Consider the following 24,069-nt stretch of genomic DNA (forward strand, 5'->3'; position numbering starts at 1 on the left):
AACCTGGGTGGCCGGGCCACGACGCGGACCCGGGCCACCATCGGCCGGGCTCGCGCCCGGCCTAGCCGCGCCAGAACGGATCGCGGCCGGCGAGTTCCTTCCAGAAGGCGAAGATCCGCGGCCGGTCCGCGACCACCCGCGCCGTCATCGTCCCGAGCAGCCAGCCCGCCGCGCGCTGCGCGGCCGGATCCGTCGCGCCGAGCGCCGCCTCCCCGGTGAGCCAGCCCCGCGCCATCGCCGCGTCGGTCAGGCTGCCGAACTTGTCCTGCAGATCCTTGATCGCCCGGACATAATGCGAGACCTCGCGACCGCCATAGATCGGGGCCAGCATCTCCACGCCGTAGCGCAGCTTCTTCAGCGCCTTGCGCAGGTCGTGCAGCTCATGCTCGTCGAGATGCTCCAGATGCTTCGCCCGCTTGCGCGCCGCCTTCAGGCGCTTGCCGAGCATCTGTCCCGCGACCTCGCCCACCGGCTGGGCCAGCCGCGCGGTCTGGTCATAATCGGAAGGGACGAGCCATCCCCGCGTCTCGATGAACTGGCCGAGATCGAACAGGAAGCGCACCCCCTCGGGTCCCGCCATCGCGGCGCGGGCGCGGGCGCGCTCCTGCTCCCGCCGCTCGGAGATCGCGGCGACGAGCGCGTCGCGGGCCGGCGCGTCGAGGCCGCTCTCGACGAGTTCGCCGATTTCCTCCTCGAGCACGTCGAGATCGCGGAGCGGGCTGATCGCCTGGCCAAGCGTCCGGGCCGTTTCCGACAGCCGCGCGCCCTCGCCGCCGGTGCCCAGCACCGGCTCGAAGAGCTTCAGCGCGGTCCGCAGCCGGCGCAGCCCGACGCGAAGCTGGTGCGCGCCCTCGGGCGCCGTCTCGTCGGCGAGCCGTTCCTGCTCCCGGGTGATCTGCGCGAAACAGTCGCGCAGGATGTCGCGCGCGACCTTCTCGGCCCCGCTCTTCGCGGAGAAATCGGGCGCCGCCGGCTTCTTCCGCGCCGCCGCGTCGTCCTCGCCCCGGGCGAGCGCGTAGCCGCGGGCGGACTTGTTGAGCTTCGCGAAGCGGATCGGGCCGGAGTGGAAAAGGCGCCGCGCCGCCGTGTAGACCGCCGCGACCGCGCCTTCCTTCAGTTCGAGTTCCGCCTCGAGAATCGGCTCGACCCGCGAACCGGCGACGATCTCGCCCTGGTCGATGCCGAGTTCCACCACGCCCTCGGGCATGCCGAGCACCTCGATCCGGCGCTTCACCCGCGTCTCGAACATCGGCGAGAGCGGCGCGCCGCCCGCGGCCCCGGTCACCGCGGCGAAGGCGGGATCCTTGCCCTCGAGCACGAGACGGGCGCCGGGCGCCGGGCATTCGACCTCCTCGTTGGCGAAGAGCCCCGCCACGTCGTCGCCGGTCCGGCGCTTGATCGTCTGGATCCAGCGCCGTCCCTCGCGGCGGAGCCGCAGCGCGATTCCGGCGCGCGCCAGCGCCTCGTCCGGCGTGTCGTAGTAGATCGAGACCAAATTCGCCGTCCGGCCCGGGCAGGTCCGCGTCTCGAGCGCCGGATCGCGCCTCAACCTCGCCTCCGCGCCCGGATCCAGCGTCAGTTTCAGTTCGACCTCGGTGGCCATCGGCCGCCCCCCTCCAGATCACAGAACAATGTCTGTTTCGCGAAAATCATGCTACCCTTTGCCCTTGGAACCGCTTTCCGCCAAGGGAATCAATGGCCGGAACCCGCGCAGATCGTCTCACTCTTCCGACGCGTTTCCCGCCTCCGATTGTCGCACCCATCGCTTCCCATACCCCCTCGCCGCCATGCGCGCGAGGTGGAGGTGTTCTTTGGCGGCGTTCCTTCCTCCGATCAAGGCCCCCCGGGCAATCCGACATGAGGTGACCATGGAGCTTCGCAGACCCGATCGCATGAAACTGAGACTCCGGCGCGCGCGCCGACCCATCTCGATCAGCGCCCTCGGAGCGGAGCACCGGACATGAACCCAGCGACCCTCGGCATCGCCGCCGATTTCGTCCGTTCCGGCATCGAGAAGGCCGGGATCCCCCTTACCCAGACTCTCGAGGCCTATCTCTCGATCACCTTCGCGCGGTTCATCCATTCGGAGATCCGCGTCGACATGCTGACGGTGCGCATCACCCGCGCGATGGACGAGCAGGCGCCGCGCGAGACGATGCGCGCGCTGGCGGACGAATGCCTGATCGCCACGGCCTTCTTCGGGCGCCGTCTGCGGCGCGCGGGCGCGATCCGGCATTATGTCGCGATGGGGCAGATGACCTACGACGCCGCCGACCTGACCGAACAGGCCTATGGTTTCGTCCACATGCGCGACGTGATCGCGAGCGCCGCGGAGCGCGACGGGCCGGAGGACCGCGCGGTGCTGTTCGACCAGGCGCGGGCGGGCAGCCGGACCGCGCGGGAGGAACTCGCGGATCAGAACGTGGTGATCGGACCATGGGCCAAACCACCGGGCGGGCTCATCTGGCGCTGAGAGGGCCGGCGCGGCGCGGCGATGCCCGCTACCGCGCCGGGCGGGGGAGGTGTATCCTGCGGGGCGGGGCTTCCGGTTGAGGCGATGCGATGCGCGCTTGTCTGGCCTTGGTGCTTGTCCTGCTGCCCGGCTTCGCCCCGGCGGCGAGCTGGCATCTCGATCCGAGTTCGACGGTTTCGGTCAGCGTTCCCTGGCGGGGCACGTCGGTGGCCGTCCGCTTCCCGGAACTCTCGGGCCAGATCGAGTTCGACGAGCGCGCGCCGGCGCGGGCGCGCGCGGTGATCGCGGCCGACACGACCCGGGCGACCACCGGTGTGGCGCCCGTGGACGCGCTGGTGCGCGGCGCGGGCTATCTCGACGCGGCCGAGTATCCAACCGTCACCTTCCGGCTCGATCAGCTGGTTCAGACGAGCAAGTCGACCGCCGATGTCACGGGGCGGCTGACGCTGAGGGGCGTGACCCGGCCGGTCTCCTTCCGCGCGAAGGTCTTCCGCTACGGTCCCGATCCCGCGGATCCGAGCCGTTTCGCGGCCGGGTTCGACATTTCGGGCGCCATCGACCGGACCCAGTTCGGCTCCACGGCCGGCGCGCCCGAGGTGGGGGTGGTGCTGCCGGTGGCGATCCACCTGCTGATGACGTCGGACTGAGGGGGCGGGACTTGCACGCGCGCAACACGGCGACGAGCTGGGGCTGGGTCGCGCGGGGCCTGCACTGGGCCGTGGCGGCCCTCGTGATCTTCCAGCTCGGTCTCGGGGTGAGCATGGTGCGGCTCGTCTCCGATCCGCTGCGGCAGTTCCCGCTCTACCAGACGCACAAGAGCTGGGGCTTCGTGATCTTCGCGCTGGTTTCCGCGCGGCTCGGCTGGCGTCTCCTCAACCGGGCGCCGGCGGATCCGCCGGCGATGCCACGCTGGCAGCGGCGGGCGGCGCATGCGACGCATGGCCTGCTCTACGCGCTCCTGCTCGCATTGCCGCTCTCGGGCTGGGTCTCGGCCTCGGCCTCGCCGACGCAGGATCTGTTCGGGATCCCGAACATGGTCTTCGACTGGTTCGCGCTGCCCGACCCCTGGGTGCCCGGCGACGCGCGGCTGGCGGATCTCGCGGCCTGGGCGCACACGGCGGCGGCCGTGGCGCTGGTCCTGCTGCTCGCGCCGCATGTCGGGGGCGCGGTCAGTCACCGGCGCGACGGCGTGCTGGCGCGGATGACCTTCGGCCGCTGAGAGGCCGCGCCCCTGGGGGCGCGGCCGGAACGCGGAAAATGTCAGCCGGCCTGCGGCGCCGGCTGCGATCGGCTCGCCATGAACTGGTCGAATTCCGCCTTGTCCTTGGCGGCGCGCAGCTGGTCGAGGAAGCTCGTGAACGCTTCCCGCTCCTCCTCGAGCCGGCGCAGGGTCTCCTCGCGATAGGCGTCGAAGGCGGTGTTGCCGGTCTTGCCGAAGTCGCGGGTCCGGAAATCGCGGGCCCGGCGGCCCCAGTGTTCGCAACGCATGCGCTTGCTCCAGATGATGTAGAAGAGAAGGGCGAGGCCGATCGGCCAGAACAGGATGAACCCGATGACCATCGCGGCGATCCAGGCCGCGCGGCCACGGTCATCGAGCCAGTCGCGAGACCGCCCGACCCAGGCGGTGAGAGTGTTCATCAGGCGCTCCTATGTTAATGTTATTAACATTCACATAGATTGGCGAACCGCGCGCGGCCTTCAAGGGGAGGGCGCCGAAAAATCGGATCAGAGCGGCAGGACGCCGAGGCCGCGCAGGTAGATGCCGGTGCCGGATTCGAGCATCTCCTCCGGCGTATAGGGCGCGCGGGCGCCCGGCGCGCCCCGGGCGAAGAGTTCGACGACGCCGTGGCTGAAGGCCCAGATGTGGTTCGCCACCATGGTCGGCGGCGGCCGCCGCTCCGGCGGCAGCTGCGCGCTCAGGAGTTCCGCGGCGCGGATCATCACGTCGAGCGCGCGCTGCGCGGCATGGGCCAGTTCGGACGTGCCGGTGAGCCCCGCCCCGGCTTCGAACATCGCCATGTAGAACCCGGGATGCGACCGCGCGAAGCCGAGATAGGCCCCGCCGGTGGCGGAAAAGGCGGAGAGGGGCGAGGGCCGGCCGCCGTCGAAGGCGCGCTCGAGCTGCTCTCCGAAGATGACGAAGCCCTGGCGGGCGACCTCCGCGACCAGATCCTCGCGGTTGCGGAAGTGGCGGTAGGGGGCGGCGGGGCTGACGCCCGCGGCGCGCGCCGCCTCGGCCAGCGTGAAGCCGAGCGGTCCCTTCTCCTCGATCAGCGCGATCGCGGCCTCGACCAGCGCCTGGCGCAGGTTGCCGTGATGGTAGGATCTGCGCTGCTCGGGGTCGCGGTCGGCCATGGCTTCCTCTAGCCGCTGCCCCGGAACCGGGCAAGGCGGGGCGCGGACAGCCTCAGGCGGATTCGCCGAAGCGGTTGGCGACGAGTTCGCGCAGCGCGGCGGCCAGCCCCTCGGCCTCGACGCCATCGACGCGGACGTCGATATGCGTGCCCTTGGCGGCGGCGAGCATCATCAGCCCCATGATCGAATCGCCCGAGACATCGAGCCCGTCGCGGCTCACCTCGGCGCGGGCGTCGTAGCGCTCCACCGTCTCGACGAACTTCGCCGAGGCGCGGGCGTGGAGACCCTTGTCATTGACGATTTCGAGGGTCATGCGGATGGCGGCGGCGTCGCTCACGATGGGAGCGGTGTCCCGTCGGGGCCGAATCCGTCGATGGAGTCGATATACTTGCGGCCGGCGGCGAGCGCGGTGGAGACGGCGTCGCCGAGCGCCATGCGCCGTGCCTTGGCGAGCTTGACGAGAAGGGGAAGGTTGGCGCCGTAGAGGACGGCGCGGCCGGGGTTCCTGCAGGCGCCGACGGCGAGATTGGAAGGGGTGCTGCCGAACATGTCGGTTACCACGACCACCCCTTGGCCCTCGTCCACCGAGGCGGCGGCCGCCTCGATCTCGGCCTGTTTCTTGCCGCAATCGTCGTCGGGGCCGATCGCCACCGCCACGGTGCCAGGATGCTTGCCCACGACATGCTCCATGGCCGCGAGATATTCGCCAGCCAGCCCGCCATGGGCGACAATAACGATTCCGATCACGCTACACCCATCCCCGGATCCAGAGCCGCGACCTTCGAAGCGCGCTCGAGATCCCTGTGCCGAATAGACACCTGCCATCCGTCCTCCGCAAGCGTTTTTGACAGCGCCTCGGTCACCGCGACGGAGCGGTGCCTGCCTCCCGTGCATCCCAATCCGATACCGAAGTAACTCTTTCCCTCCGCCCGATAGGCGGGCAGGAGGAAACGCAACAGATCGACGAGCCGCGTGTAGAAGGGGCCGAAGGCCGGATCCTCCCGCACGAAGTCGGCGACCGCCGGATCGCGCCCGTCCAGGGGGCGCAGTCCGAGATCCCAGTGCGGGTTCCGCAGAAACCGCACGTCGATCACCATGTCGACGCCCCGGGGTGTCCCGCGGGGATAGGAGAAGGACTGCAGCTCGATCGCGAGCTCGCCCCGCCTGTCCTCGGGCCCGAAGAGCCGCGCCATCTCCGCGCGAAGCTCGTGCGGGGTCATCTGCCCGGTCTCGACCAGCACGTCGGCGCGGTCGCGCAGCGGCGCGAGAAGCGCGCGTTCGCGCTCGATCCCCGCCTTCGGCGTCTCGGTCGGGCTCAGCGGGTGCCGGCGGCGGGTCTCGCTGTAGCGCCGGATCAGCGTGTCCGTGTCGCAGTCGAGATAGACGAGCGCCGGCCGCCGCCCCGCGAGTTCCGCCACCTCGTCCAGCGCGCCGAGCAGCCGGTCGACGCCGAATTCCCGGTTGCGCGCGTCGAGACCGACGACGACCGGGTGTTCGAGGGGCGGACCGGCGAAGAGGCGCGGAAAGAAGGAGAGCGGCAGGTTGTCGATGGCCTCGAAGCCGAGATCCTCGAGGGCCCGGATGGCCGTCGTCCGTCCCGCGCCGGCCGGGCCGGTGATGATCAGGATGTGCTGCCCCGCGGGAGCCTTGTGCGATTCAGTCACGGTGCGCCTGCTTTCGACCGCCCTCGGCGACGGATCCCATGAGCCGTCATTTCTCCTGGTACCGGGCGTTCCGCATCATAAACACCAACACTGCGTCAAGATTGGGCACTCCGCGGCCGAAAATCAACTCGACGTCGGTACCGAGCAGATCGATTACACGAAGTTGTGGCATCCGCGCCGCGGGTGCGAAGTCGAGATCGACCACCGTTGCGATCGCCACGTCGTCGAGCACCTGGTCCGTCCGCAGCAGGCCCACGCCACGCGCCTCGACAAGCCCCCGGAGCGGATCGACCGCGCGGGCGATGACGCTCGCCCCCCGGCGTTCCAGCGCGACCCGGTCGTCGGCGACGAGCACGCCCCCGAGCGCGATCAGCCGCAGCGCGAGGCCCGACTTGCCCGAGCCCGAGGCACCCTGGATCAGGACCGCGCGGCCGTCGATCGCGACGGCGGCGGCGTGGGCCACCAGCCTGGCGGGGGCGGGTGGGCCGGAGAGGCTCGCGTCCGGGGGGGATCTGTCGGGCATGACGCGACTCAAGAACGCTCAGGCATGCCAGCGTCGGGCGATGCGGCGGCGCAGCGTGTTGCTTTCCGTGAAAGCGAACGCAAGCGAACGCGCAGACCAACACGTAAGTACACATATGCCGAAGAAATGTGACGCTCGTATGGCTTTTTACCGTTCACGGCCCAAGGCTCCCTTCGCCTTTCGTGCTATAGATCAGGAGACGGCGGTTGTTCGCGGCTGCGAATATCGTCGTCTGTGATGACTTGTGCGGACTGGCCAGCGGGCTCCTCGCGGAGCGCGACCGACCTGTTTTAACCTTGGGGGAATTATCGCGTAATGACGATGGCGTTCAACAACATGCCGAAGACGGGTCAGTTCAGGACACTGGAGGAAACCGGCTTCCCCGGCGTCGCCCATGTTCATTACAACCTTCTGGAGCCCGCGCTCGTCGAGCAGGCGATCCGTCTTGGCGAAGGTCAGCTCGGTCAGGGCGGCGCCCTGCTCGTCACCACCGGCAAGCACACCGGCCGCTCGCCCAAGGACAAGTTCGTCGTGCGCGAGCCCTCGGTCGAGAAGTCGATGTGGTGGGAGAACAACGCCCCGATGGCGCCCGAGGCGTTCGAGGCGCTGAAGGCCGACATGAAGGCGCATATCCAGGGCGGCGAGCTCTTCGTGCAGGATCTCTACGCCGGCGCGGATCCCGAGTTCCGGCTCAACGTGCGCGTCATCACCGAACTCGCCTGGCACGGCCTCTTCATCCGCCACATGCTGCGCCGGCCGGAGTTCGAGGAACTGGCGAACTTCCTTCCCGAGTTCACCATCCTGAACTGCCCGAGCTTCAAGGCCGACCCCGAGAAGCACGGCTGCCGCTCCAACACGGTCATCGCCGTCTCCATGGAGCAGCGCCTCGTGCTGATCGCCAACACCGGCTACGCGGGCGAGAACAAGAAGTCGGTATTCTCGATCCTGAACTATCTCCTGCCGGAGAAGGGCGTCATGCCGATGCACTGCTCGGCCAACCACGCCAAGGACGATCCGGAGGACGTGGCGGTGTTCTTCGGCCTTTCGGGCACCGGCAAGACCACCCTCTCGGCCGACCCGGGCCGTGTCCTGCTCGGCGACGACGAGCATGGCTGGTCGGACCGCGGCACCTTCAACTTCGAGGGCGGCTGCTACGCCAAGACGATCAACCTCTCCGCCGAGGCGGAGCCGGAGATCTACAAGACCACCTCGATGTTCGGCACCGTGATCGAGAACATGGTCTACGACCCGCGCACCCGCGAGCTCGACTTCGCCGACGACAGCCTGACGGCGAACATGCGCTGCGCCTATCCGCTGTCGGCGATCTCGAACGCCAGCGCGACCTCGCTCGGCGGCACGCCGAAGAACGTGATCATGCTGACCTGCGACGCCTTCGGCGTCCTGCCGCCGATCGCGCGGCTGACGCCGGCGCAGGCGATGTATCACTTCCTCTCGGGCTTCACCTCGAAGGTGGCGGGCACCGAGCGGGGCGTGACCGAGCCGCAGCCGACCTTCTCGACCTGCTTCGGCGCGCCCTTCATGCCGCGGCGTCCGGAAGTCTATGGCGCGCTGCTGCGCGACAAGATCGCGGAGACCGGCTCCTCCTGCTGGCTCGTCAACACCGGCTGGACCGGCGGCGCCTTCGGCTCCGGCAAGCGGATGCCGATCGCGGCGACGCGGGCGCTCCTGACCGCCGCGCTGAACGGCTCGCTGAACGGTGTCGAATTCCGCGTCGATCCGAACTTCGGCTTCGAGGTTCCGGTCGCGGTCGACGGCGTCGACCCGGCGCTGCTCGACCCGCGCGGCACTTGGGCCGAGCCGGAAGCCTATGACGCGCAGGCGAGGAAGCTGGTCGAGATGTTCTCGGCGAACTTCGCGCAGTACGCCGAACACGTGGAAGACGACGTCCGCGCGGCCGCGATGTGACGTTGCCGGGGGCTGGCCGCGACGGGGATCGCGGCCGCCCTCCCCTCCGGGACCGCGCGCGGGGCGGACATCCGTCCGCCTCCCCCCCACGCGCGCGGGCGCCCGGAAAATCTCTCAGAGCCCGGCGCTCCGGCGCAGCAGGTTCAGCCCCGACAGGATCAGCACCACGAGCGTGACCTTGCGGAACAGGTTCTGGTCGAGCCTGTCATGCACTTCGTAGCCGATGAACATGCCGATCAGGGTCGGCGCGACGAGGATCGCGGAGACCGGCAGCGTGGTCGTGTTCAGGATGCCCGAGCGCAGATGCGCGAAGAAGAGCAGCAGCGCGCCGAGGAAGAAGGTGATGCTCTGCGCCCGGATCATCTCGGCCTTCGGCAGCCGGATCGCCAGCAGATACATGATGAGCGGCGGCCCCCAGATCCCGGCGATTCCGCCCAGCACGCCCGAGAGCGCGCCGGCGACATATTCCGCGAGGCGCGCGTGGCGCGGCGCGAAGCTCGGCCGCCAGCCCAGCAGCTGTGAGGCGCCGGCGCAGGTGATGGCGAGCCCGATCACGCCGTAGATCGTCGCGTCCGACATCGCGGTGACGAGCTGCGCGGCGAGCACGATGACCACGACGAAGACGAGGTTCAGCCGCCAGAACCTCCGCAGGCTGCCCCAGGCCTCGCCTCCGCCGTTGCGAAGCGCCTGGATGAGGTTGGAGACGAGGATCGGCATGATCAGCAGCGCGACCGAGGTCTTGCCCGGGAGGAAGGACGCCATGACGCTGAGCGCGATCAGGGGAAGGGCGAAGCCGACGACGCCCTTGGCGAACCCGCCGATCCCCATGCCGAGCGTCGCGGTGACGAGGCCCGCGGTTCCGTAGGCGGCGAGGAAGGCTTCCAATTTCATGATCTCCGGGAGGGCGGTACGCTTCGTTTCGCAAGCGGGGCGAGGGAAGGCAATGCTAATAAAATTCCCGGATAAACCGTACCAACGTAGTAATATTTCTCTCCAATTGACGAGGCTCGGGGTTCTGTCTAGGGTGCGCGGCAACTGCGAAGCAGATTCCGCGGGTGCGATGGAGCGCATCCGCGCGAGACCGGAACCCGACGCCAGAGGATGAAGATGACCGAAGCCGCCCGCGCCCTTGAGCAAGACCCCATCCTGCTGCCGAGCCTGCGCGCCGATTGCGCCGAGGCGGTGGAGGCGGCCGAGGCGGTGCTCGCCGCCTGCCGCGCGGCGCTCGGCGCGCGGGTCTCGACCGGCGGCCGCGTCTCGAACAGGGCGCTGGAAGCCGACCAGTTCGCCGCGCACGGCCTCTCCTGGATCGCCACCTATGTGGAGAGCCTGCGCCAGATGCTCGGCTGGGCCGACCGGCTCAGCGAGGCGGGGGCCTTCGGCGAGATGGAGGCGCTGATCCTGCGGATCACCTTCGGCGAATACCTGAGCCAGCTTCGGGGCGGCATCCCGATGTCCCAGGGCGAGGTGGCGCGGATCTTCGATCTCGGCGTCACCGAGGAGCAGGCGGCGCCGCTGGCGAGCCCGGCGGTGATCGGCCTGAGCCGCCGGGGCAACAGCGACGCGGCGCGCGCGCGCCTCGTCGAACTTATGATGGCGGGCCACGGCTCCGCCACCTTCGGCGCCACCGGGCTCGACGACGAATACGAGATGGTCCGCGACCACTTCCGCCGCTTCGCCGAGGACAAGGTCGTGCCCTTCGCCCATGAATGGCATCTGAAGGACGAACTCATCCCCATCGAGATCGTCGAGGAGATGGGCGAACTCGGTGTCTTCGGCCTGACGATCCCCGAGGAATACGGCGGGGCGGGCATGTCCAAGACGGCGATGTGCGTGGTCTCGGAGGAGCTGAGCCGCGGCTATATCGGCGTGGGGAGCCTCGGCACGCGCTCCGAGATCGCGGCGGAACTGATCCTCGGCGGCGGCACGGCGGAGCAGAAGGCGGAATGGCTCCCGAAGATCGCCTCCGCCGAGATCCTGCCGACCGCGGTCTTCACCGAGCCCAATACCGGCTCCGACCTTGGCAGCCTGCGCACCCGCGCGACGCGCCAGGGCGATGACTGGGTGGTGACCGGGAACAAGACCTGGATCACCCACGCCGCCCGCGCCGACGTGATGACGCTGCTCGTGCGCACCGATCCGGCGACGACCGACTATTCCGGCCTCTCGATGCTGCTCGCGCCGAAGCCGCGCGGGACCGAGGAAGCGCCGTTCCCGGCCGAGGGGATGACTGGCGGCGAGATCGAGGTGCTCGGCTACCGCGGCATGAAGGAATATGAGCTCGGCTTCGACGGATTCCGGGTGCCGGCCGCGAACCTGCTCGGGGGCGTCGAGGGCCAGGGCTTCAAGCAGCTGATGCAGACCTTCGAGAGCGCGCGCATCCAGACCGCGGCGCGCGCCATCGGCGTCGCGCAATGCGCGCTCGAACTCGGGATGCGCTACGCGGAGGAGCGCAAGCAGTTCGGCAAGGCGCTGGTCGCCTTCCCGCGCGTCTACGGCAAGCTCGCGATGATGGCGGTCGAGATCATGATCGCCCGCCAGCTCTCCTACCACGCCGCGCGCGAGAAGGACGAGGGGCGGCGCTGCGACCTCGAGGCGGGGATGGCGAAGCTCCTCGGCGCGCGCGTGGCCTGGGCCTCGGCCGACAATGCGCTGCAGATCCACGGCGGCAACGGCTTCGCGCTTGAATATCCGGTCAGCCGCGTGCTCTGTGACGCGCGCATCCTGAACATCTTCGAGGGCGCGGCCGAGATCCAGGCGCAGGTGATCGCCCGCCGTCTGCTGGAGAATCGCAATTGATCCGACGCCTGATCGCATTGGCGGCGCCGTTCGCGGTCGCCGCCTGTGTCTACGCCGCCGAGGAGCCCGCGGTGCCCGAGGGTAACTGGCTGCTGCCCGGCACCAGCTGGAAGCTCGTGGAACTCGACGGCGCGCCCTTCACCGCGAACGCGGTGGCGACACTGACCGAGGATGGCCGCATCGCCGGCCAGGCGCCCTGCAACACCTTCAGCGCCGAATACGGCGGGCACTGGCCGGCCATCACCTTCACGCCGACGGCGCGGACCCGGCGTGCCTGTCCCGATCTCGCCGCCGAGAACGCGTTCTTCGCCGCGCTCGGGAAGGTGAACCACGGCGAGATGCTGGAGGATTCGATGCTGCTGACCGGGCCGGACACGCGGCTCAGGCTCGTCAAGGTGCCGGCGCCGGAGTGATCCGGCCGGCCGCGCTCAGCCGTGCCGCCGCAGGATCGCCTCCGCCGCCCGGTCGCGCGCGGCGGGCAGCCGTTCGCGGGGCAGGGCGGGGCCAAGCCGCGCGTCGAGGAAGAAGCCGGTCAGCGCCAGGGCGGCGCGCAACTGCGCCGGATCGCGGGTCGGCTCTCCCGTCCGCAGGAAGGCCGGCAGGGCAAGCAGCCGGGGCGCCCAGGGCGCGCCCGCCTCGGCGCTGACCGCGATACCCGACTTCGGCGAGACATAGATCAGATCCTCGCGCCGCCCCGTCGCCGCGCAGCGCGTGAGATCGAGGCCGAAGCCCAGATCCTCGAGCAGCGCGAGTTCCCAGAGCGCGTAGCGCGAAGGCCAGTCAGGCTCGCGCCCCAGCGCCGCGACGAGGTCGCGCGTCAGCGCGTAGAGTTCCGGATGCGCCGCCCGTTCCGGCAGGCCCGCCGCCGCGAGCGCCGCGATGGATTGCAGCGCCGCGAGCGCCGGCCCGTCGTCGAGCAGCCGGGCGGAATGCGGGGTCAGGAGGTCGAGGCGGAAGGCGCCGAGCTGCTCCTCGACGCGGGCCGACCATTCGGCGGAGACCTCGGCGCCCGGTTGCAGGATCGGCGCCATCCGCCGCCCGCCGCCGCCCCGCACGACGCCGGCGTGCCGGCCATGGGCGGCGGTGAAGATCTCGACGATGGCCGCGGATTCGCCGTGCCGCCGCGCCGAGAGCAGGATCCCTTCGTCGCGCCATTCCATGCCGTCGCCCGTTCGCCTTTCCCCCGGATGGCGGGGCCGAGGCCCGCCCTACAGGCCGGGCTCGTCGAGGAGGGTCCGGCCGGCGCGGTCCTCGATCTCGATCACCCAGAGGTCGGGGTCGTTCGCCCGCTGCCGGGAGAGCGCCGCGTCCACCTCCGCCTCCGCGCCCTCCGCGAGCACGAGCCAGACCCGCTCCCCGGACATCAGGTCGTAGCCGCGCTGGAACGCCTTCGCCTTGCCGTCGAGCGTGGCGCATTTGACGATCACCGCCCCCGCCGTCGCATCCCCCCTCGCCACCACATAGGCCGGGATGTCGGCGAGACGAAGCCGCGCCAGATAGGCGTGGACCCAGAAATCCGCTGTCAGCCGGGCGCTCAGGTCTCGCCGTCCCGGAAGTCGAGCCCCATCTCGGTGAAGCGCTCCGCCTCGTCGAGCCAGTTCGGCCGCACCTTCACCATCAGGAAGAGATGCACCTCGCGCCCGAGGAAGGCCTTGATCTCCTCGCGCGCGGCCTTGCCGACCGCCTTGATCGTCTCTCCCTTCGGACCGAGCGCGATGCCCTTGTGGCCCTCGCGCGCGACATAGATCACCTGGTCGATCCGGACCGAACCGTCCTTGCGCTCCTGCCAGCTCTCGGTCTCGACCGTCAGCTCGTAGGGCAGTTCCTGGTGCAGCCGGAGCGTTAGCTTCTCCCGGGTCATCTCGGCGGCGATCATGCGCGAGGGCAGGTCGGCGATCTGGTCCTCGGGATAGAGCCACGGCCCCTCGGGCACCTCGCCCGCCAGCCAGCGGCGCAGGTCCTCGACGCCGTGGCCGCGCTCGGCGGAGATCATGAAGGTGGCGGTGAAGGGGAAGGCCGCGTTCATCTTCGCGCTCAGTTCGAGCAGCGCCTCGGCCTTCACGCGGTCGATCTTGTTGATCGCGAGCGCGACGCGCCGGCCCTTCGGCAGCTGGTTCGCGATCGTCTCGATGATGGTCTCGACGCCCTCGGTCAGGCCCCGGTGCGCCTCGATCAGCAGCACGACCACGTCCGCGTCCGCCGCGCCGCCCCAGGCGGCCTTGACCATCGCCCGGTCGAGCCGCCGCCGCGGCCGGAACAGGCCCGGCGTGTCGATGAAGACGAGCTGCGCGGCGCCCTCGATCGCGATGCCGCGGATGCGCGCGCGCGTCGTCTGCACCTTGTGGGTGACGATCGAGACCTTCGCGCCGACCATCCGGTTCAGCAGCGTCGACTTTCCGGCGTTCGGCTCGCCGATCAGCGCGACGAGGCCACAGCGGGTCTCCGTCATTTCTCAGCCTCCACCCGGGCGAGGAGTTCCTCCGCCGCCTTCTGCTGCGCCGCGCGTTTCGACGCGGCGCGTCCCTCGGCCGCGCGCCCGTCGTCGAGCCGCGCCTCGACGAGGAAGACCGGGGCGTGATCCGGCCCCTCGCGGGCGATGTCGGCGTAGACGGGCGGGTTCTGCCCGCGCGCCTGCGCCCATTCCTGCAGCGCGGTCTTGGCATCGCGCCCCTGGCCGCGCGCCCGGGCGATCCGCTCGCCCCAGAGCCGCAGCACGAGCGCGCGGGCGGCGTCGAAACCGGCGTCGAGATAGACCGCCGCGATCACCGCCTCCATCGCATCGCCCAGAAGCGCCGTCTTGCGCCGGCCGCCGGACAGCATCTCGGAACGTCCGAGCCGGAGCGCCGCGCCGATGTCGACGCTCGCCGCGACCTCGGCGCAGGTTTCCTTGCGCACGAGCAGGTTGAGCCGGGGCGCCAGTTCGCCCTCCTCGGCGACGCTGTCCTCGGCCAGCAGCGCCTCGGCGATGACGAGGCCGAGCACCCGGTCGCCGAGAAACTCCAGCCGCTGGTTGTCCATCCGCCCCATGACGGACGGATGGGTCAATGCCTCGATCAGCAGGTCGGGATTCCCGAACCGATGGCCCAGCCGCTCCGCCGCCGCCGCCATCGTCTGGCTCAGCTTCATTCGACGGCCTTGAGGAACCGGTCCGGACGCCAGGTCCAGAAGGCGAGCATCGAGGAGCCGCCGGAGGAGAAGATGATCCGGTCCGCGCGGCCGATCAGGTTCTCGAAGGGCACGAAGCCGACGCCGCCGGCCGAGCGCGGGAAGCGCGAGTCCATCGAGTTGTCGCGGTTGTCGCCCATGAAGAAGAACTCGCCCTCGGGCACGGTGAAGGCGGGGGTGTTGTCGCCGAATCCGTTCTCGATATCGAGGATCGCGTGCTTCTTCCCCTCGGGCAAGGTCTCGACATACTGGTCCGCCTCGCAATCGCCGCCGGGCGCGACGGGGCGGTTCTTGCAGCGGGGCATGTTCGCCATCGGCCCCTGCGGATCGTTCAGCTCGTGGAAGGTGCCGTCGGGGGCGATCGGAAGTTCCTCGCCGTTGATGTAGAGCCGGCCCTCGATCATCTGGATCGTGTCGCCAGGCAGGCCGATCAGCCGCTTGATGTAGTCCGTGCCGTTGGTCGGGTGCTTGAACACCACCACGTCGCCGCGCTTCGGCTCGCGCCCCAGGATGCGTCCGTCGATCGGGCAGAGCGAGAAGGGGCATGAATAGCGCGAATAGCCGTAGGCCATCTTGTTGACGAAGAGGAAGTCGCCGATCAGCAGCGTGGGCTTCATCGAGCCCGACGGGATCCAGAACGGCTGGAAGAACAATGTCCGGATCAGCCCCGCGAGCAGGAGGGCGTAGACGATCGTCTTGACCAGCTCGAGAAATCCGCCCTTGGCCTTGGTCTTCGCCGCCATGTCCCGCCTTCCGATCCAGTGCGCGCGCCTCCGCGCGGACCGCGCGCCGAACGGCCTTGTCGCCCCTCGGCCCGGGCCTGTCAAGGCGAGGGCGGAGCGGGGCCGGCGGCGGAAGAGCGTACTCGCCATGGTGTGGGAGCGCCGCTAGAGTGCGGGCCATGCCAAGGATCCTCCTCTCCCGTCTGCTCCTTCCTTTCGCCCTGCTTCTCTCCGCCGCCACGACGGCGCGGGCGGATTGCGTCGTGCTGCTCCACGGGCTCGGGCGCTCGGGAAGTTCCTTCCTCGTCATGGAGGAGGCGCTCGACGCCTATGGCTTCACGGTCGTGAACAACGGCTATCCTTCCACCGAGGCGACGGTCGAGCGGATGTTCGACTACGTATCGGCGGCGGTGAAGGAATGCGGCGCGCAGAAGGTGAATTTCGTCACCCATTCCATGGGCGGCATCCTCGTCCGGGGCTGGCTGGCGGCGAACCGGCCCGCGAACCTCGGGCGGGTCGTCATGCTGGCGCCGCCGAACCAGGGATCGGAGGTGGTGGACGCCTTCGGCGAGATGGCGATTTTCGAGCATCTCACCGGCCCCGCGGGCCAGCAGCTCCGCACCGGGCCGGAGGGGATCGCCGCGCTGCTCGGCCCGGTCGATTTCGACCTCGGCGTGATCGCGGGCGACCGCTCGATCAACCCGCTGTTCTCGGCCGTCATCCCCGGCGCGGATGATGGCACCGTGTCGGTGGAGAGCACGCGGATCGACGGGATGGCCGACCATCTCGTGGTTCACACGACCCACACCTTCCTGATGAACAACCCGCTGGTGATCGCCCAGGTCATCGGCTTCCTCGAGACGGGGGAGTTCGACCACGACCTCACCATGTCCCAGGTGCTCCAGCGCATGATGCGCCGCTGAGCCCTCACGGCGCCTCGGCCGCCGGCCGGGGGGCGAATTCCGCGAGCAGATGCCGGCGCAGCGTCGGGATCCGGTCCGCGAAATCCGGCGCGAAGGTGAAATAGGCGGCGCCGCCCGGCGCCTCGCGCGCGTCGAGCATCCGCGCCCCGGGCGGGAGGCCGAAGAGCAGCGTCACCAGCACGTCGCCGCTGACCCAGGGATCGTCATACCAGAAGGTGTGCGAGGTCCGCGACAGGGTCGGGATCGTCTCCGGCGAGACCTGGACCACGTCGAGCTCGCCGCGGCTCACCGCCCCGAGCAGGGTCCGCGTCTGCGTCTCGCTCAACTCGCGCAGGTCGGGCCGTCCGGCGCGGCTGGCGCGGTTCATCACCTGGGCGAGGCGGAGCGCGCTGTCGTTGAGATTGATCGCCGCCGTCACGCTCCCGGCTCTGGGCGCATAGGCGGCGAGATCGTCGACGAAGTCGCGGAAATCCGCGTCCGGCGCGGCGTGATAGACGTTGCCGAGCCGCGCCGCTATCCCGGGCCGCTCCCGGCCGAGTTCCCCGAGCGCGGCGCTTCCGACCGTGCCGCCGGCGCTGTAGGTGAAGACGTCGACCTTGCGCGCGCGGGTATGGGTGGCGAGCAGTCCGATCAGGTCCGCGAGATGCGGCGCGCCGCCGAAGGCGGTCTCGATGTCGCTCGGGTAGCGCAGGAAGTTCTCCGCCGTCGGCCAGGCGAAGAGCACGACGACGGCGTTCTGGCCGGTGAAGTGCCAGAGCTGCGCGGCCTGCCCCGCGGCGCGTTCCACGGTGGTGTTGGCGCCGTGGACATAAACGATGACATCGCTGCCCGGTCGGCGCGCGAGCGTCCCGTCGATCCGCCCGAGCCAGTCCGCCGTCTCGGGATCGAGCGGCGCGTCGGGCTCCTGCGACGCCTCCTCGCGCATCCGTTCGAGATTGATGAAAGGCCGGTCGCTGGTCGGACCGCCGGTCGACCATTCGTAGAGCTGCGCCCAGGTAGTCCCCTCGTTCCCGACCCGCAGCCCCGCCGTGCCGAAATGGAGCGCGCGATCCGGCGCGATCGTGTAGATCCGGTTGTCGCGCGGGCCGATCGGCAGCCGGTTCGTCGCGTAATAGACCTCGAGCCGGCTGTCCTCCGGGGTTTCGCCGGACGCGCCGAAGATCCCCTCGCCACCGTCCTGGACGATCAGCGGCGGCGGCATCAGCCGCATCGGCGGGTGGTAGAAGGCGAAGGCCAGCGTCACGCCGACGATGGCGCCGAGCACAAGAAGCGGGACGACATATTTCCTGCGCAAGGCCGAACTCCCGGAAGCGTATCCCGTCCGGGTAGCGCGGGGGCGGGCGGGGGTCCAGACGGGGCGGGGCGGGACGCGGAGAATTTTACGCGCTTCACGAACGTTTAAGGACCGTGCGCTTAGGTAAACCGGTGTTCAGCGTGAGGAGTGCTCCATGGATCAGCCTGCGTCGGATTTCCTTCGTTTCCCCGGAGCGCCCGCGGACGCGGCGGCCCGCCGCGCGGCGGAACTGGGCGCCTCGCGGCTCGAGGCGCGGGCGCGCATCCGCTTCGCGGTGGCCCGCGCGCTCGCCCAGGGACGCCTCGTCTTCCACTATCAGCCCGTGGTTCGCGCCGAGAATACCGGCTTCGTCGCCTTCCACGAGATGCTGGCCCGGCTCAGGCTGCCGGATGGCAACGTGCTGGCGGCGGGGGCCTTCCTCCCGCTGGTCGGCGACGAGGAGCTTGGCCGGGAGATCGACCGGCTGGCGCTCGGCCAGGCCCTGACAGCCCTCGGCGCGGATCCGCGGCTCCGGCTTTCGATCAACGTCTCGCCGCGCACGATGGGCGACCCCGAGTGGCTTGCTCTCCTCGCCGGCGAGACGCGCCGGAGCGTGACCGGGCGGCTCATCCTCGAACTGACCGAGGATTCCGCGATCGAGGACGTCGGCCAGACGCGGGATTTCGCCGCGCATGTCCAGGGCTTCGGCTGCGCGCTGGCGCTCGACGATTTCGGCGCGGGCGCGACCGGCTTTCGCCACTTCCGCGAGTTGCGCTTCGATCTCGTCAAGCTCGACGGCGATTTCGCGCGCGGCGTACACGCGGCGCGGGACGCGCAGGTGCTGGTCGAATGCCTCGGCGCGGTGGCGCGGCATTTCGACATGCTGGTGGTGGCCGAGCGGGTCGAGGATCCCGCCGACGCCGCGTGGCTGCGCGGGCGGGGGATCGACTGCTTCCAGGGCTATCTCTTCGGCCGCCCGGCCGAGCGGCCGGAATTCCCGTCGCTGCCCGCGGCCCGGCGGGCCGCCGGCTGAGGGCGCTCCGGGTCCGGGGTCATTCCCGGGCGCGCAACACCCGCGCCGGTCTGGCGCGGAGCGGCCGGAGCGCGAAGACGAGCCCGGCGACGAGGCTCGCGAGCGCGCCGCCAGCCACGACGAAGAGGGCCGAGCCCGGGGCGAAGACGTAATCCGCCTCCATCACGCGCGCGGTCACCCACCAGCCCGCGCCCAGCCCCGCGATCACCGCGACGACACCCGCCGCGAGGCCGGCCAGCGCGGAGCGGAGCGCGAAGCTCGCGAGTACGCGCGCGCGCGTCGCGCCGAGCGTCCTCAGCACCGCCGATTCATAGACCCGCGCCCGCTGCCCGGAGGCGGCGGCGCCGATCAGCACGATGATCCCCGTCAGGAGCGTCGCCCCCGCCCCCCAGCGCGTCGCGGCCGAGATCGAACGCAGCGCGTCCGAGGCCTGGTCCATCGCCTCGCGCACGCTGATCGCGGTGATGTTGGGCGCGTCGGCGGTGACCGCGCGCAGAAGCGGCGCCTCGGCCTCGGGCCCCGCGTAGACGGTGGCGATGTTGCCGTGCGGCGCGCCGGCGAGGGCCGCGGGGTTCAGGATCATCAGGAAGTTGATCCCCATCGAGCGGAAATCGACCCGGCGCAGGCTGGTGATCGTCGCCGTCAGGTCGCGGCCGAGCACGTTGAGCGTCACCTTGTCGCCGAGCCTGAGGCCAAGCTCGCCCGCCTCCTCCTCGGCGAAGCTCATCCGGGGCTCGCCGGCATAGTCCGCGGGCCACCATTCCCCTTGCGTGATGGTCGTGCCGGGCGGCGGCGCGGCGGCGTAGGTCACCCCCCGGTCGCCCGAGAGCGCCCAGTGGCCGTGGCCGACCGCCTCCCGCGCCGGGACGCCGTTGATCCGCGTGATCACGCCGCGCAGCATCGGCGCGGTCTCCACGCGCTCGACGCCGGGCTCGCTCTCGGCGGCGGAGACGAAGCGGGCGAGCTGGTCGTCCTGGATGTCGACGAAGAAGAAGGCCGGCGCCCGGTCCGGCAGTTCCGCGGCGACGAGGTGGCGCATGTTGTAGTCGATCTGCCCGATCCCGGCGAGGACGGCGAGGCCGAGGCCGAGCGAGAGCACCACCGCCGCCGTCTCGCCGGACGGGCCGCCGAGCGCGGCGAGCGCCCAGCGCAGCGCCGGCCGCCCCCCGCTCAGCCGGCTCCGCGCGGCGCGGCGGGCGGCGAGGCGAAGCCCGAGCGCGGCGGCGAGGAGGAGCGCCAGCGCGAAGACGAGCCCGCCGACCGTGGTCAGCGCGAGGCGCGTGTCGCCCGAGAGCCGGACCGCGAGCGCGATCAGCAGCGCCACGAGCGCGAGGATCGCCGCGAGGAAGACGGGGGCGGGCCAGCGGCGCCGGGTCTCGATCTCGCGGAAGAGTTCCGCGGCGCGGATGTCGCGGGCGCGGGCTAGCGGCCAGAGCGTGAAGATGAGCGCGGTCAGCCCGCCGTAGACCGCGGCCTCGACGAGCGGCCGGGCGTAGAGCCCGAAGGCCGCGGGCATCGGCAGCCGGCTTTCGATCAGTGGCGCGGCCGCGAGCGGCAGGCCCGCGCCGAGGGCGAGGCCGAGCGCGATGCCGAGCGTGGCGACGAGGCCGATCTGGATCAGATAGACGAGCAGGACCGTGTTGCTCTCCGCGCCGAGGGTGCGGAGCGTCGCGATCGTCTCCTTCTTGCCGTCGAGATGCCCGCGCACCGCCGCGCCGACGCCGACGCCGCCGACGGCGAGCCCCGCGAGTCCCATCAGCACGAGGAAGGAGCCGAGCCGGTCGACGAAGCGCCGCAGGCTCGGCGTCGCGTCGCGCCGGTCGCGCCATTGCAGGCCGGCGTCGGCGAAGGCCGCGCGGGCGGCGTCGCGGAGCTGGTCGAGATCGGTTCCGGGGGCGAGGCGGAGGCGGTATTCTGAATCGAACAGCGATCCCTCGCCGAGCAGGCCGCTCCCGGCGAGGTCGGCGCGCCTGACGATCACGCGCGGGCCGAGGGTGAAGCCGGCCCCCGCGCCGTCGGGCTCGGTCACGATCCGGTCCGCGATCCGGAACCGTTGCGTGCCGAGCGTCACCACATCGCCGGGCCGGAGGCCGAGCCGGTCGAGCAGCAGCCCCTGCGCGACCATCCCGGGCAGGCCGTCGCGCGTCGCGAGCGCGTCGCGGAGCGTTCCTCCGCCCGCGAGCGTGACGGCGCCGATCAGCGGATAGGCGTCGTCGATGCCCTTCACCTGCACCAGCCCGGTCCGGCGTGCATCGCCCGCGCCGGTCGCGACCATGGAGCGGAAATCGACGATTTCGGACACGACGGCCGCGTGCCGGTCCATCCAGCCCCGCTCCTCCCCGGTCGCGAAGCGATAGGCGAATTCCATCTTCGCGTCGCCGCCCAGCATCGCCGCCGCTTCCCGCTCGAGCCCGTGCTCGATCGCGCTTCGCACCGTCCCGACGGCGGCGATGGCGGCGACGCCGAGGGTGAGGCAGATCAGCAGGATGTAGAAGCCCCTGAGGCCGCCGCGCAGTTCCCGCGTCGCAAGGCGCCAGGCGACGGGGATCATTCGGCCGCCTCGGCATAGGTTTCGAGCGCGCCGTCGCGCAGTCCCAGCACCCGGTCGCAGCGCCGTGCGAGATCCGGCGCGTGGGTGACGAGGACGAGCGTCGCGCCATGCCGGTCGCGCAGTTCGAAGAGCAGCCGCATGATCGCCTCGCCGGTCGCGCCGTCGAGATTGCCGGTCGGCTCGTCCGCGAAGAGGATGCGCGGCCGCGTCACCGCCGCCCGGGCCAGCGCGACGCGCTGCTGCTCGCCGCCCGAGAGCTGCGCCGGATAGTGGTCGCGCCGCGCGCCGAGGCCGACCGCGTCGAGTTCGGCCCGCGCGCGGCCGAAGGCGTCGCGCGCGCCCGCGAGTTCGAGCGGGGTGGCGACGTTCTCGATCGCGGTCATCGTCGGGATCAGGTGGAAGGACTGGAAGACCACGCCGACATTGCCACGCCGGAAGCGCGCGAGCGCGTCCTCGCCGAGCGCGGTCAGCTCCTGCCCGAGCACCGTGATCCGTCCCGAACTCGCCGCCTCGAGCCCGGCCATCAGCATCAGGAGCGAGGATTTCCCCGATCCGGAGGGACCGACCAGCCCCAGCGTCTCGCCGGGTTCAACCCTCAGCGAGATGTCGCGAAGGATATTGACCGGTCCGGCGTTGCCCATGAGGGTGAGCGTCACATCTTCGAGGGCGATGACCGGGGACGACATGCGGATTTCCTGCTGGGGACGATGCTCTCCGGGATATGGGACAAGGGCCCGGCGGGGCAACGGCGTCGCGGAACACGTCCGGGCGATCGTTCTGGGGTTTGTTGTCGCAGTCGCCGCCGCGCTGCCCGCGGCCGCGGCCACAAGGATCGTCGCGCTGGGCGATTCCCTGACCGCGGGCTATGGCCTTCCGCCCGAGGAGGGTTTCGTGCCGAAGCTCAACGCCTGGCTCGCGGCGAACGGGGCGGGGGACGTGGAGGTGGTCAACGCCGGCGTCTCGGGCGACACCACGGCGGGCGGTCTCGCGCGGCTCGACTGGACGCTCGGCGAACCGGCGGATGCGATGATCCTGGAGCTTGGCGCCAACGACATGTTGCGCGGGCTGGATCCGGCGGCGGCGCGGAGCAATCTCGACCAGATCCTGACCCGGGTCACCGCGAAGGGGATGCCGGTCCTGCTGGCCGGCGTGCCGGCGATCGGCAATTTCGGGCCCGAGTATCAGGCGGGCTTCGCCGCGATCTACGCCGATCTCGCGAAGCGGCACGATGCGATCCTCTACCCCTCCTTCTTCGCCGGGCTGACCGAGGGGCGAAGCCAGTCGGAGGCCCGCGCCCTGATCCAGGGCGACGGGCTGCATCCGAACGCGGCGGGGGTCGATGCCATCGTCGCGGATATCGGGCCGGTCGTGCTCGACCTCGTGGCTCGGGCGAAGTAGGGCGGACCTCGGTCCGCCATCCCTCTCGAGCGTCCCCCGGTCAGAACCTGAGCGGACGCTTGATCTCCTCGTCCACCTCGGCGCGGGTCACGCCGATGTCGCGGAGCATGCGGTCATCCAGGGACGCGAGGGTCCTGCGCTGCCGATAGAGGGCATCGAGGGCTACCAGACGGTCCAGGATGCCGCGCATCGACAGGCGCGGCCGGAACGTCCAGGCGGCACGCAGGTCGTTCGAACGGGCAAACATGGGTCTCTCCATCAGGTTTCGTGAAACTTTTCGCCGGTGGCATCACCGTGCTTGATGGAATACCCGAGTCGGGTCCATATTGATAACGAATATATGTGGTGCGTCCCATCACGGAGATTGATGATGGCACGGAATCTGGATCTGACCGCCCTGCGTTCCTTCGCGGCCGTGGCCGACGCCGGCGGGGTGACGCGGGCGGCGGCGCAGCTCAACCTCACGCAATCGGCCGTCTCGATGCAGCTGAAGCGGCTGGAGGAGCAGTTCGGCCTGTCGCTGCTCGACCGGAGTCTGCGGCAGGTGACGCTGACCGCCGAGGGCGAGCAGTTGCTCGGCTATGCGCGGCGCATGCTGGCGTTGAACGACGAGGCCTGGGGGCGGATGACCAGCCCGGCCTTCGAGGGGGAACTCACGCTCGGCGTGCCGCAGGATCTCATGTATCCCCACGTCCCCCGGGTGCTGCGACGTTTCGCGCAGGAATATCCGCGAGTGAAGGTGCTGCTGCAATCCGACCTGACCGTCGAGCTCAAGGAACGTTTCGCACGATCCGAGATCGACCTGATCCTGACCACCGAGCCCATGCTCGATCCCGGCGGCGAGACGCTGGTCCGCCAGCCGCTGGTCTGGGTCGGCGCGCAGGGCGGGCAGGCGTGGCGGGCGCGCCCGGTGCGCTTCGGCTCGACCCAGCGCTGCGTCTTCCGCCGCACGGCGATCGACGCGCTGGAGGCGGCGGGCCTGCCCTGGGAGCTCGCGGTCGATTCGCTCTCGTGCCAGGCGGTGGAGGTGAGCGTAAACGCCGATCTCGCGATCTTCGTGCAGCTCGAGGGGGCGATCCCCGTGCATTGCGAGGAGATCCGGCATGGCGGCGCGCTGCCGGAGCTGCCGGAATACCTCGTCAACATGTATGTCCGCGACAGCGGCCCGCGCGCGGCGCTGGCGGGGGAACTCGGGGTATTCCTGCGCCAGACGTTCCATTGCGCCGCGACCGCGCCCCGCGTCGCGGCGGAGTGATCCGCCGGG

At 70.5% G+C, this 24,069-nt stretch carries 27 protein-coding genes; 10 read left to right on the plus strand and 17 right to left on the minus strand.

The window, feature by feature from the left end; genetic code table 11:
* Positions 1-61 precede the first annotated feature (61 nt).
* Entirely contained in the window at positions 62-1,603 is a 1,542-nt protein-coding gene (locus FJM51_RS18070; protein ID WP_140455533.1) for a CYTH and CHAD domain-containing protein, read from the minus strand.
* A gap of 357 nt (positions 1,604-1,960) precedes the next feature.
* On the opposite strand from FJM51_RS18070, the gene FJM51_RS18075 reads away from it, so the two are divergent.
* From FJM51_RS18075 to FJM51_RS18085, 3 genes are all read left to right on the plus strand, one after another.
* On the plus strand, positions 1,961-2,473 hold the full coding sequence (locus FJM51_RS18075) for a hypothetical protein (RefSeq protein ID WP_140455534.1): 513 nt from the start codon (positions 1,961-1,963) through the stop codon (positions 2,471-2,473).
* 89 nt (positions 2,474-2,562) lie between these two features.
* Positions 2,563-3,120, plus strand: a complete 558-nt coding sequence (locus tag FJM51_RS18080; protein WP_140455535.1) for a YceI family protein — start codon at positions 2,563-2,565, stop codon at positions 3,118-3,120.
* An 11-nt stretch (positions 3,121-3,131) separates the two neighbouring features.
* A complete protein-coding gene (locus tag FJM51_RS18085) occupies positions 3,132-3,692 on the plus strand; it encodes a cytochrome b (RefSeq protein ID WP_181164619.1) in 561 nt (186 codons plus the stop codon).
* A gap of 41 nt (positions 3,693-3,733) precedes the next feature.
* Here FJM51_RS18085 and FJM51_RS18090 read toward each other — a convergent pair whose 3' ends face one another.
* The 6 genes from FJM51_RS18090 to FJM51_RS18115 form a co-directional block, all read right to left on the minus strand.
* Positions 3,734-4,111, minus strand: a complete 378-nt coding sequence (locus FJM51_RS18090) for a DUF2852 domain-containing protein (RefSeq protein ID WP_140455536.1) — start codon at positions 4,109-4,111, stop codon at positions 3,734-3,736.
* Between the two features lie 87 nt (positions 4,112-4,198).
* Positions 4,199-4,828, minus strand: a complete 630-nt coding sequence (locus FJM51_RS18095) for a TetR/AcrR family transcriptional regulator (protein WP_140455537.1) — start codon at positions 4,826-4,828, stop codon at positions 4,199-4,201.
* A 52-nt stretch (positions 4,829-4,880) separates the two neighbouring features.
* Positions 4,881-5,141, minus strand: a complete 261-nt coding sequence (locus FJM51_RS18100; RefSeq protein ID WP_140455573.1) for an HPr family phosphocarrier protein — start codon at positions 5,139-5,141, stop codon at positions 4,881-4,883.
* Positions 5,142-5,161: 20 nt separating this feature from the next.
* A complete protein-coding gene (locus FJM51_RS18105) occupies positions 5,162-5,575 on the minus strand; it encodes a PTS sugar transporter subunit IIA (RefSeq protein ID WP_140455538.1) in 414 nt (137 codons plus the stop codon).
* The gene (rapZ, locus tag FJM51_RS18110) at positions 5,572-6,492 is read right to left on the minus strand and encodes an RNase adapter RapZ (RefSeq protein WP_233713177.1); all 921 of its coding nucleotides are present in this window, start codon (positions 6,490-6,492) and stop codon (positions 5,572-5,574) included. The genes FJM51_RS18105 and rapZ overlap by 4 nt, the downstream gene beginning before the upstream one ends.
* Before the next feature lie 46 nt (positions 6,493-6,538).
* Positions 6,539-7,015, minus strand: a complete 477-nt coding sequence (locus FJM51_RS18115) for an HPr kinase/phosphorylase (RefSeq protein ID WP_140455539.1) — start codon at positions 7,013-7,015, stop codon at positions 6,539-6,541.
* Positions 7,016-7,351: 336 nt separating this feature from the next.
* Between FJM51_RS18115 and FJM51_RS18120 the strand changes: the two genes are divergently transcribed.
* The gene (locus FJM51_RS18120; protein WP_140455575.1) at positions 7,352-8,941 is read left to right on the plus strand and encodes a phosphoenolpyruvate carboxykinase; all 1,590 of its coding nucleotides are present in this window, start codon (positions 7,352-7,354) and stop codon (positions 8,939-8,941) included.
* Positions 8,942-9,055: 114 nt separating this feature from the next.
* Here FJM51_RS18120 and FJM51_RS18125 read toward each other — a convergent pair whose 3' ends face one another.
* The gene (locus FJM51_RS18125; protein ID WP_181164620.1) at positions 9,056-9,832 is read right to left on the minus strand and encodes a sulfite exporter TauE/SafE family protein; all 777 of its coding nucleotides are present in this window, start codon (positions 9,830-9,832) and stop codon (positions 9,056-9,058) included.
* A 216-nt stretch (positions 9,833-10,048) separates the two neighbouring features.
* Here FJM51_RS18125 and FJM51_RS18130 point away from each other — a divergent pair, with 216 nt between their 5' ends.
* Both FJM51_RS18130 and FJM51_RS18135 read left to right on the plus strand, forming a co-directional pair.
* Complete coding sequence (locus tag FJM51_RS18130) at positions 10,049-11,740, plus strand: acyl-CoA dehydrogenase family protein (RefSeq protein WP_140455541.1); 1,692 nt, start codon at positions 10,049-10,051, stop codon at positions 11,738-11,740.
* Entirely contained in the window at positions 11,737-12,153 is a 417-nt protein-coding gene (locus FJM51_RS18135; RefSeq protein ID WP_140455542.1) for an META domain-containing protein, read from the plus strand. The genes FJM51_RS18130 and FJM51_RS18135 overlap by 4 nt, the downstream gene beginning before the upstream one ends.
* Before the next feature lie 15 nt (positions 12,154-12,168).
* Here the strand turns inward: FJM51_RS18135 and recO are convergent, their stop codons facing one another.
* The 5 genes from recO to lepB are packed head-to-tail and all read right to left on the minus strand — an operon-like array spanning position 12,169 to position 15,648.
* Complete coding sequence (recO, locus tag FJM51_RS18140; protein ID WP_140455543.1) at positions 12,169-12,900, minus strand: DNA repair protein RecO; 732 nt, start codon at positions 12,898-12,900, stop codon at positions 12,169-12,171.
* Between the two features lie 48 nt (positions 12,901-12,948).
* On the minus strand, positions 12,949-13,278 hold the full coding sequence (locus FJM51_RS18145) for a DUF1491 family protein (RefSeq protein WP_140455576.1): 330 nt from the start codon (positions 13,276-13,278) through the stop codon (positions 12,949-12,951).
* Positions 13,275-14,189: a GTPase Era gene (gene era, locus FJM51_RS18150; RefSeq protein WP_140455544.1), complete on the minus strand. Its 915-nt coding sequence runs from the start codon at positions 14,187-14,189 to the stop codon at positions 13,275-13,277. Before era ends, FJM51_RS18145 begins: the two co-directional genes overlap by 4 nt.
* On the minus strand, positions 14,186-14,866 hold the full coding sequence (gene rnc / locus FJM51_RS18155) for a ribonuclease III (protein WP_140455545.1): 681 nt from the start codon (positions 14,864-14,866) through the stop codon (positions 14,186-14,188). Before rnc ends, era begins: the two co-directional genes overlap by 4 nt.
* On the minus strand, positions 14,863-15,648 hold the full coding sequence (lepB, locus tag FJM51_RS18160) for a signal peptidase I (protein WP_140455546.1): 786 nt from the start codon (positions 15,646-15,648) through the stop codon (positions 14,863-14,865). Before lepB ends, rnc begins: the two co-directional genes overlap by 4 nt.
* Before the next feature lie 158 nt (positions 15,649-15,806).
* Here lepB and FJM51_RS18165 point away from each other — a divergent pair, with 158 nt between their 5' ends.
* Entirely contained in the window at positions 15,807-16,550 is a 744-nt protein-coding gene (locus tag FJM51_RS18165; protein WP_140455547.1) for an alpha/beta fold hydrolase, read from the plus strand.
* A 4-nt stretch (positions 16,551-16,554) separates the two neighbouring features.
* Here the strand turns inward: FJM51_RS18165 and FJM51_RS18170 are convergent, their stop codons facing one another.
* A complete protein-coding gene (locus FJM51_RS18170) occupies positions 16,555-17,844 on the minus strand; it encodes an alpha/beta hydrolase (protein ID WP_210240332.1) in 1,290 nt (429 codons plus the stop codon).
* Between the two features lie 154 nt (positions 17,845-17,998).
* Here FJM51_RS18170 and FJM51_RS18175 point away from each other — a divergent pair, with 154 nt between their 5' ends.
* A complete protein-coding gene (locus FJM51_RS18175; protein ID WP_140455548.1) occupies positions 17,999-18,856 on the plus strand; it encodes an EAL domain-containing protein in 858 nt (285 codons plus the stop codon).
* 19 nt (positions 18,857-18,875) lie between these two features.
* On the opposite strand, the gene FJM51_RS18180 is transcribed toward FJM51_RS18175, so the two are convergent.
* Positions 18,876-21,407, minus strand: coding sequence for an ABC transporter permease (locus FJM51_RS18180; RefSeq protein WP_140455549.1), 2,532 nt, complete (start codon positions 21,405-21,407; stop codon positions 18,876-18,878).
* Complete coding sequence (locus FJM51_RS18185) at positions 21,404-22,093, minus strand: ABC transporter ATP-binding protein (RefSeq protein ID WP_140455550.1); 690 nt, start codon at positions 22,091-22,093, stop codon at positions 21,404-21,406. The genes FJM51_RS18180 and FJM51_RS18185 overlap by 4 nt, the downstream gene beginning before the upstream one ends.
* 154 nt (positions 22,094-22,247) lie before the next feature.
* Between FJM51_RS18185 and FJM51_RS18190 the strand changes: the two genes are divergently transcribed.
* On the plus strand, positions 22,248-22,805 hold the full coding sequence (locus tag FJM51_RS18190) for an arylesterase (RefSeq protein ID WP_267901452.1): 558 nt from the start codon (positions 22,248-22,250) through the stop codon (positions 22,803-22,805).
* Between the two features lie 40 nt (positions 22,806-22,845).
* On the opposite strand, the gene FJM51_RS18195 is transcribed toward FJM51_RS18190, so the two are convergent.
* On the minus strand, positions 22,846-23,052 hold the full coding sequence (locus FJM51_RS18195; protein ID WP_140455552.1) for a DUF1127 domain-containing protein: 207 nt from the start codon (positions 23,050-23,052) through the stop codon (positions 22,846-22,848).
* A gap of 123 nt (positions 23,053-23,175) precedes the next feature.
* On the opposite strand from FJM51_RS18195, the gene FJM51_RS18200 reads away from it, so the two are divergent.
* The gene (locus FJM51_RS18200) at positions 23,176-24,060 is read left to right on the plus strand and encodes a LysR family transcriptional regulator (RefSeq protein WP_140455553.1); all 885 of its coding nucleotides are present in this window, start codon (positions 23,176-23,178) and stop codon (positions 24,058-24,060) included.
* Positions 24,061-24,069 lie beyond the last annotated feature (9 nt).

It is taken from the genome of Amaricoccus solimangrovi, from assembly GCF_006385685.1.
Lineage (GTDB): Bacteria > Pseudomonadota > Alphaproteobacteria > Rhodobacterales > Rhodobacteraceae > Amaricoccus > Amaricoccus solimangrovi.

What these genes read in the sequence shown, in the direction of transcription:
- FJM51_RS18070 (WP_140455533.1), bottom strand. Translation starts at nt 1,603, where the DNA reads ATGGCCACCGAGGTCGAACTGAAACTGACGCTGGATCCGGGCGCGGAG.
- FJM51_RS18075 (WP_140455534.1), top strand. Translation starts at nt 1,961, where the DNA reads ATGAACCCAGCGACCCTCGGCATCGCCGCCGATTTCGTCCGTTCCGGC.
- FJM51_RS18080 (WP_140455535.1), top strand. Translation starts at nt 2,563, where the DNA reads ATGCGCGCTTGTCTGGCCTTGGTGCTTGTCCTGCTGCCCGGCTTCGCC.
- FJM51_RS18090 (WP_140455536.1), bottom strand. Translation starts at nt 4,111, where the DNA reads ATGAACACTCTCACCGCCTGGGTCGGGCGGTCTCGCGACTGGCTCGAT.
- FJM51_RS18095 (WP_140455537.1), bottom strand. Translation starts at nt 4,828, where the DNA reads ATGGCCGACCGCGACCCCGAGCAGCGCAGATCCTACCATCACGGCAAC.
- FJM51_RS18100 (WP_140455573.1), bottom strand. Translation starts at nt 5,141, where the DNA reads ATGACCCTCGAAATCGTCAATGACAAGGGTCTCCACGCCCGCGCCTCG.
- FJM51_RS18115 (WP_140455539.1), bottom strand. Translation starts at nt 7,015, where the DNA reads ATGCCCGACAGATCCCCCCCGGACGCGAGCCTCTCCGGCCCACCCGCC.
- FJM51_RS18120 (WP_140455575.1), top strand. Translation starts at nt 7,352, where the DNA reads ATGCCGAAGACGGGTCAGTTCAGGACACTGGAGGAAACCGGCTTCCCC.
- FJM51_RS18125 (WP_181164620.1), bottom strand. Translation starts at nt 9,832, where the DNA reads ATGAAATTGGAAGCCTTCCTCGCCGCCTACGGAACCGCGGGCCTCGTC.
- FJM51_RS18130 (WP_140455541.1), top strand. Translation starts at nt 10,049, where the DNA reads ATGACCGAAGCCGCCCGCGCCCTTGAGCAAGACCCCATCCTGCTGCCG.
- recO (WP_140455543.1), bottom strand. Translation starts at nt 12,900, where the DNA reads ATGGAATGGCGCGACGAAGGGATCCTGCTCTCGGCGCGGCGGCACGGC.
- era (WP_140455544.1), bottom strand. Translation starts at nt 14,189, where the DNA reads ATGACGGAGACCCGCTGTGGCCTCGTCGCGCTGATCGGCGAGCCGAAC.
- rnc (WP_140455545.1), bottom strand. Translation starts at nt 14,866, where the DNA reads ATGAAGCTGAGCCAGACGATGGCGGCGGCGGCGGAGCGGCTGGGCCAT.
- lepB (WP_140455546.1), bottom strand. Translation starts at nt 15,648, where the DNA reads ATGGCGGCGAAGACCAAGGCCAAGGGCGGATTTCTCGAGCTGGTCAAG.
- FJM51_RS18165 (WP_140455547.1), top strand. Translation starts at nt 15,807, where the DNA reads ATGCCAAGGATCCTCCTCTCCCGTCTGCTCCTTCCTTTCGCCCTGCTT.
- FJM51_RS18175 (WP_140455548.1), top strand. Translation starts at nt 17,999, where the DNA reads ATGGATCAGCCTGCGTCGGATTTCCTTCGTTTCCCCGGAGCGCCCGCG.
- FJM51_RS18180 (WP_140455549.1), bottom strand. Translation starts at nt 21,407, where the DNA reads ATGATCCCCGTCGCCTGGCGCCTTGCGACGCGGGAACTGCGCGGCGGC.
- FJM51_RS18185 (WP_140455550.1), bottom strand. Translation starts at nt 22,093, where the DNA reads ATGTCGTCCCCGGTCATCGCCCTCGAAGATGTGACGCTCACCCTCATG.
- FJM51_RS18195 (WP_140455552.1), bottom strand. Translation starts at nt 23,052, where the DNA reads ATGTTTGCCCGTTCGAACGACCTGCGTGCCGCCTGGACGTTCCGGCCG.
- FJM51_RS18200 (WP_140455553.1), top strand. Translation starts at nt 23,176, where the DNA reads ATGGCACGGAATCTGGATCTGACCGCCCTGCGTTCCTTCGCGGCCGTG.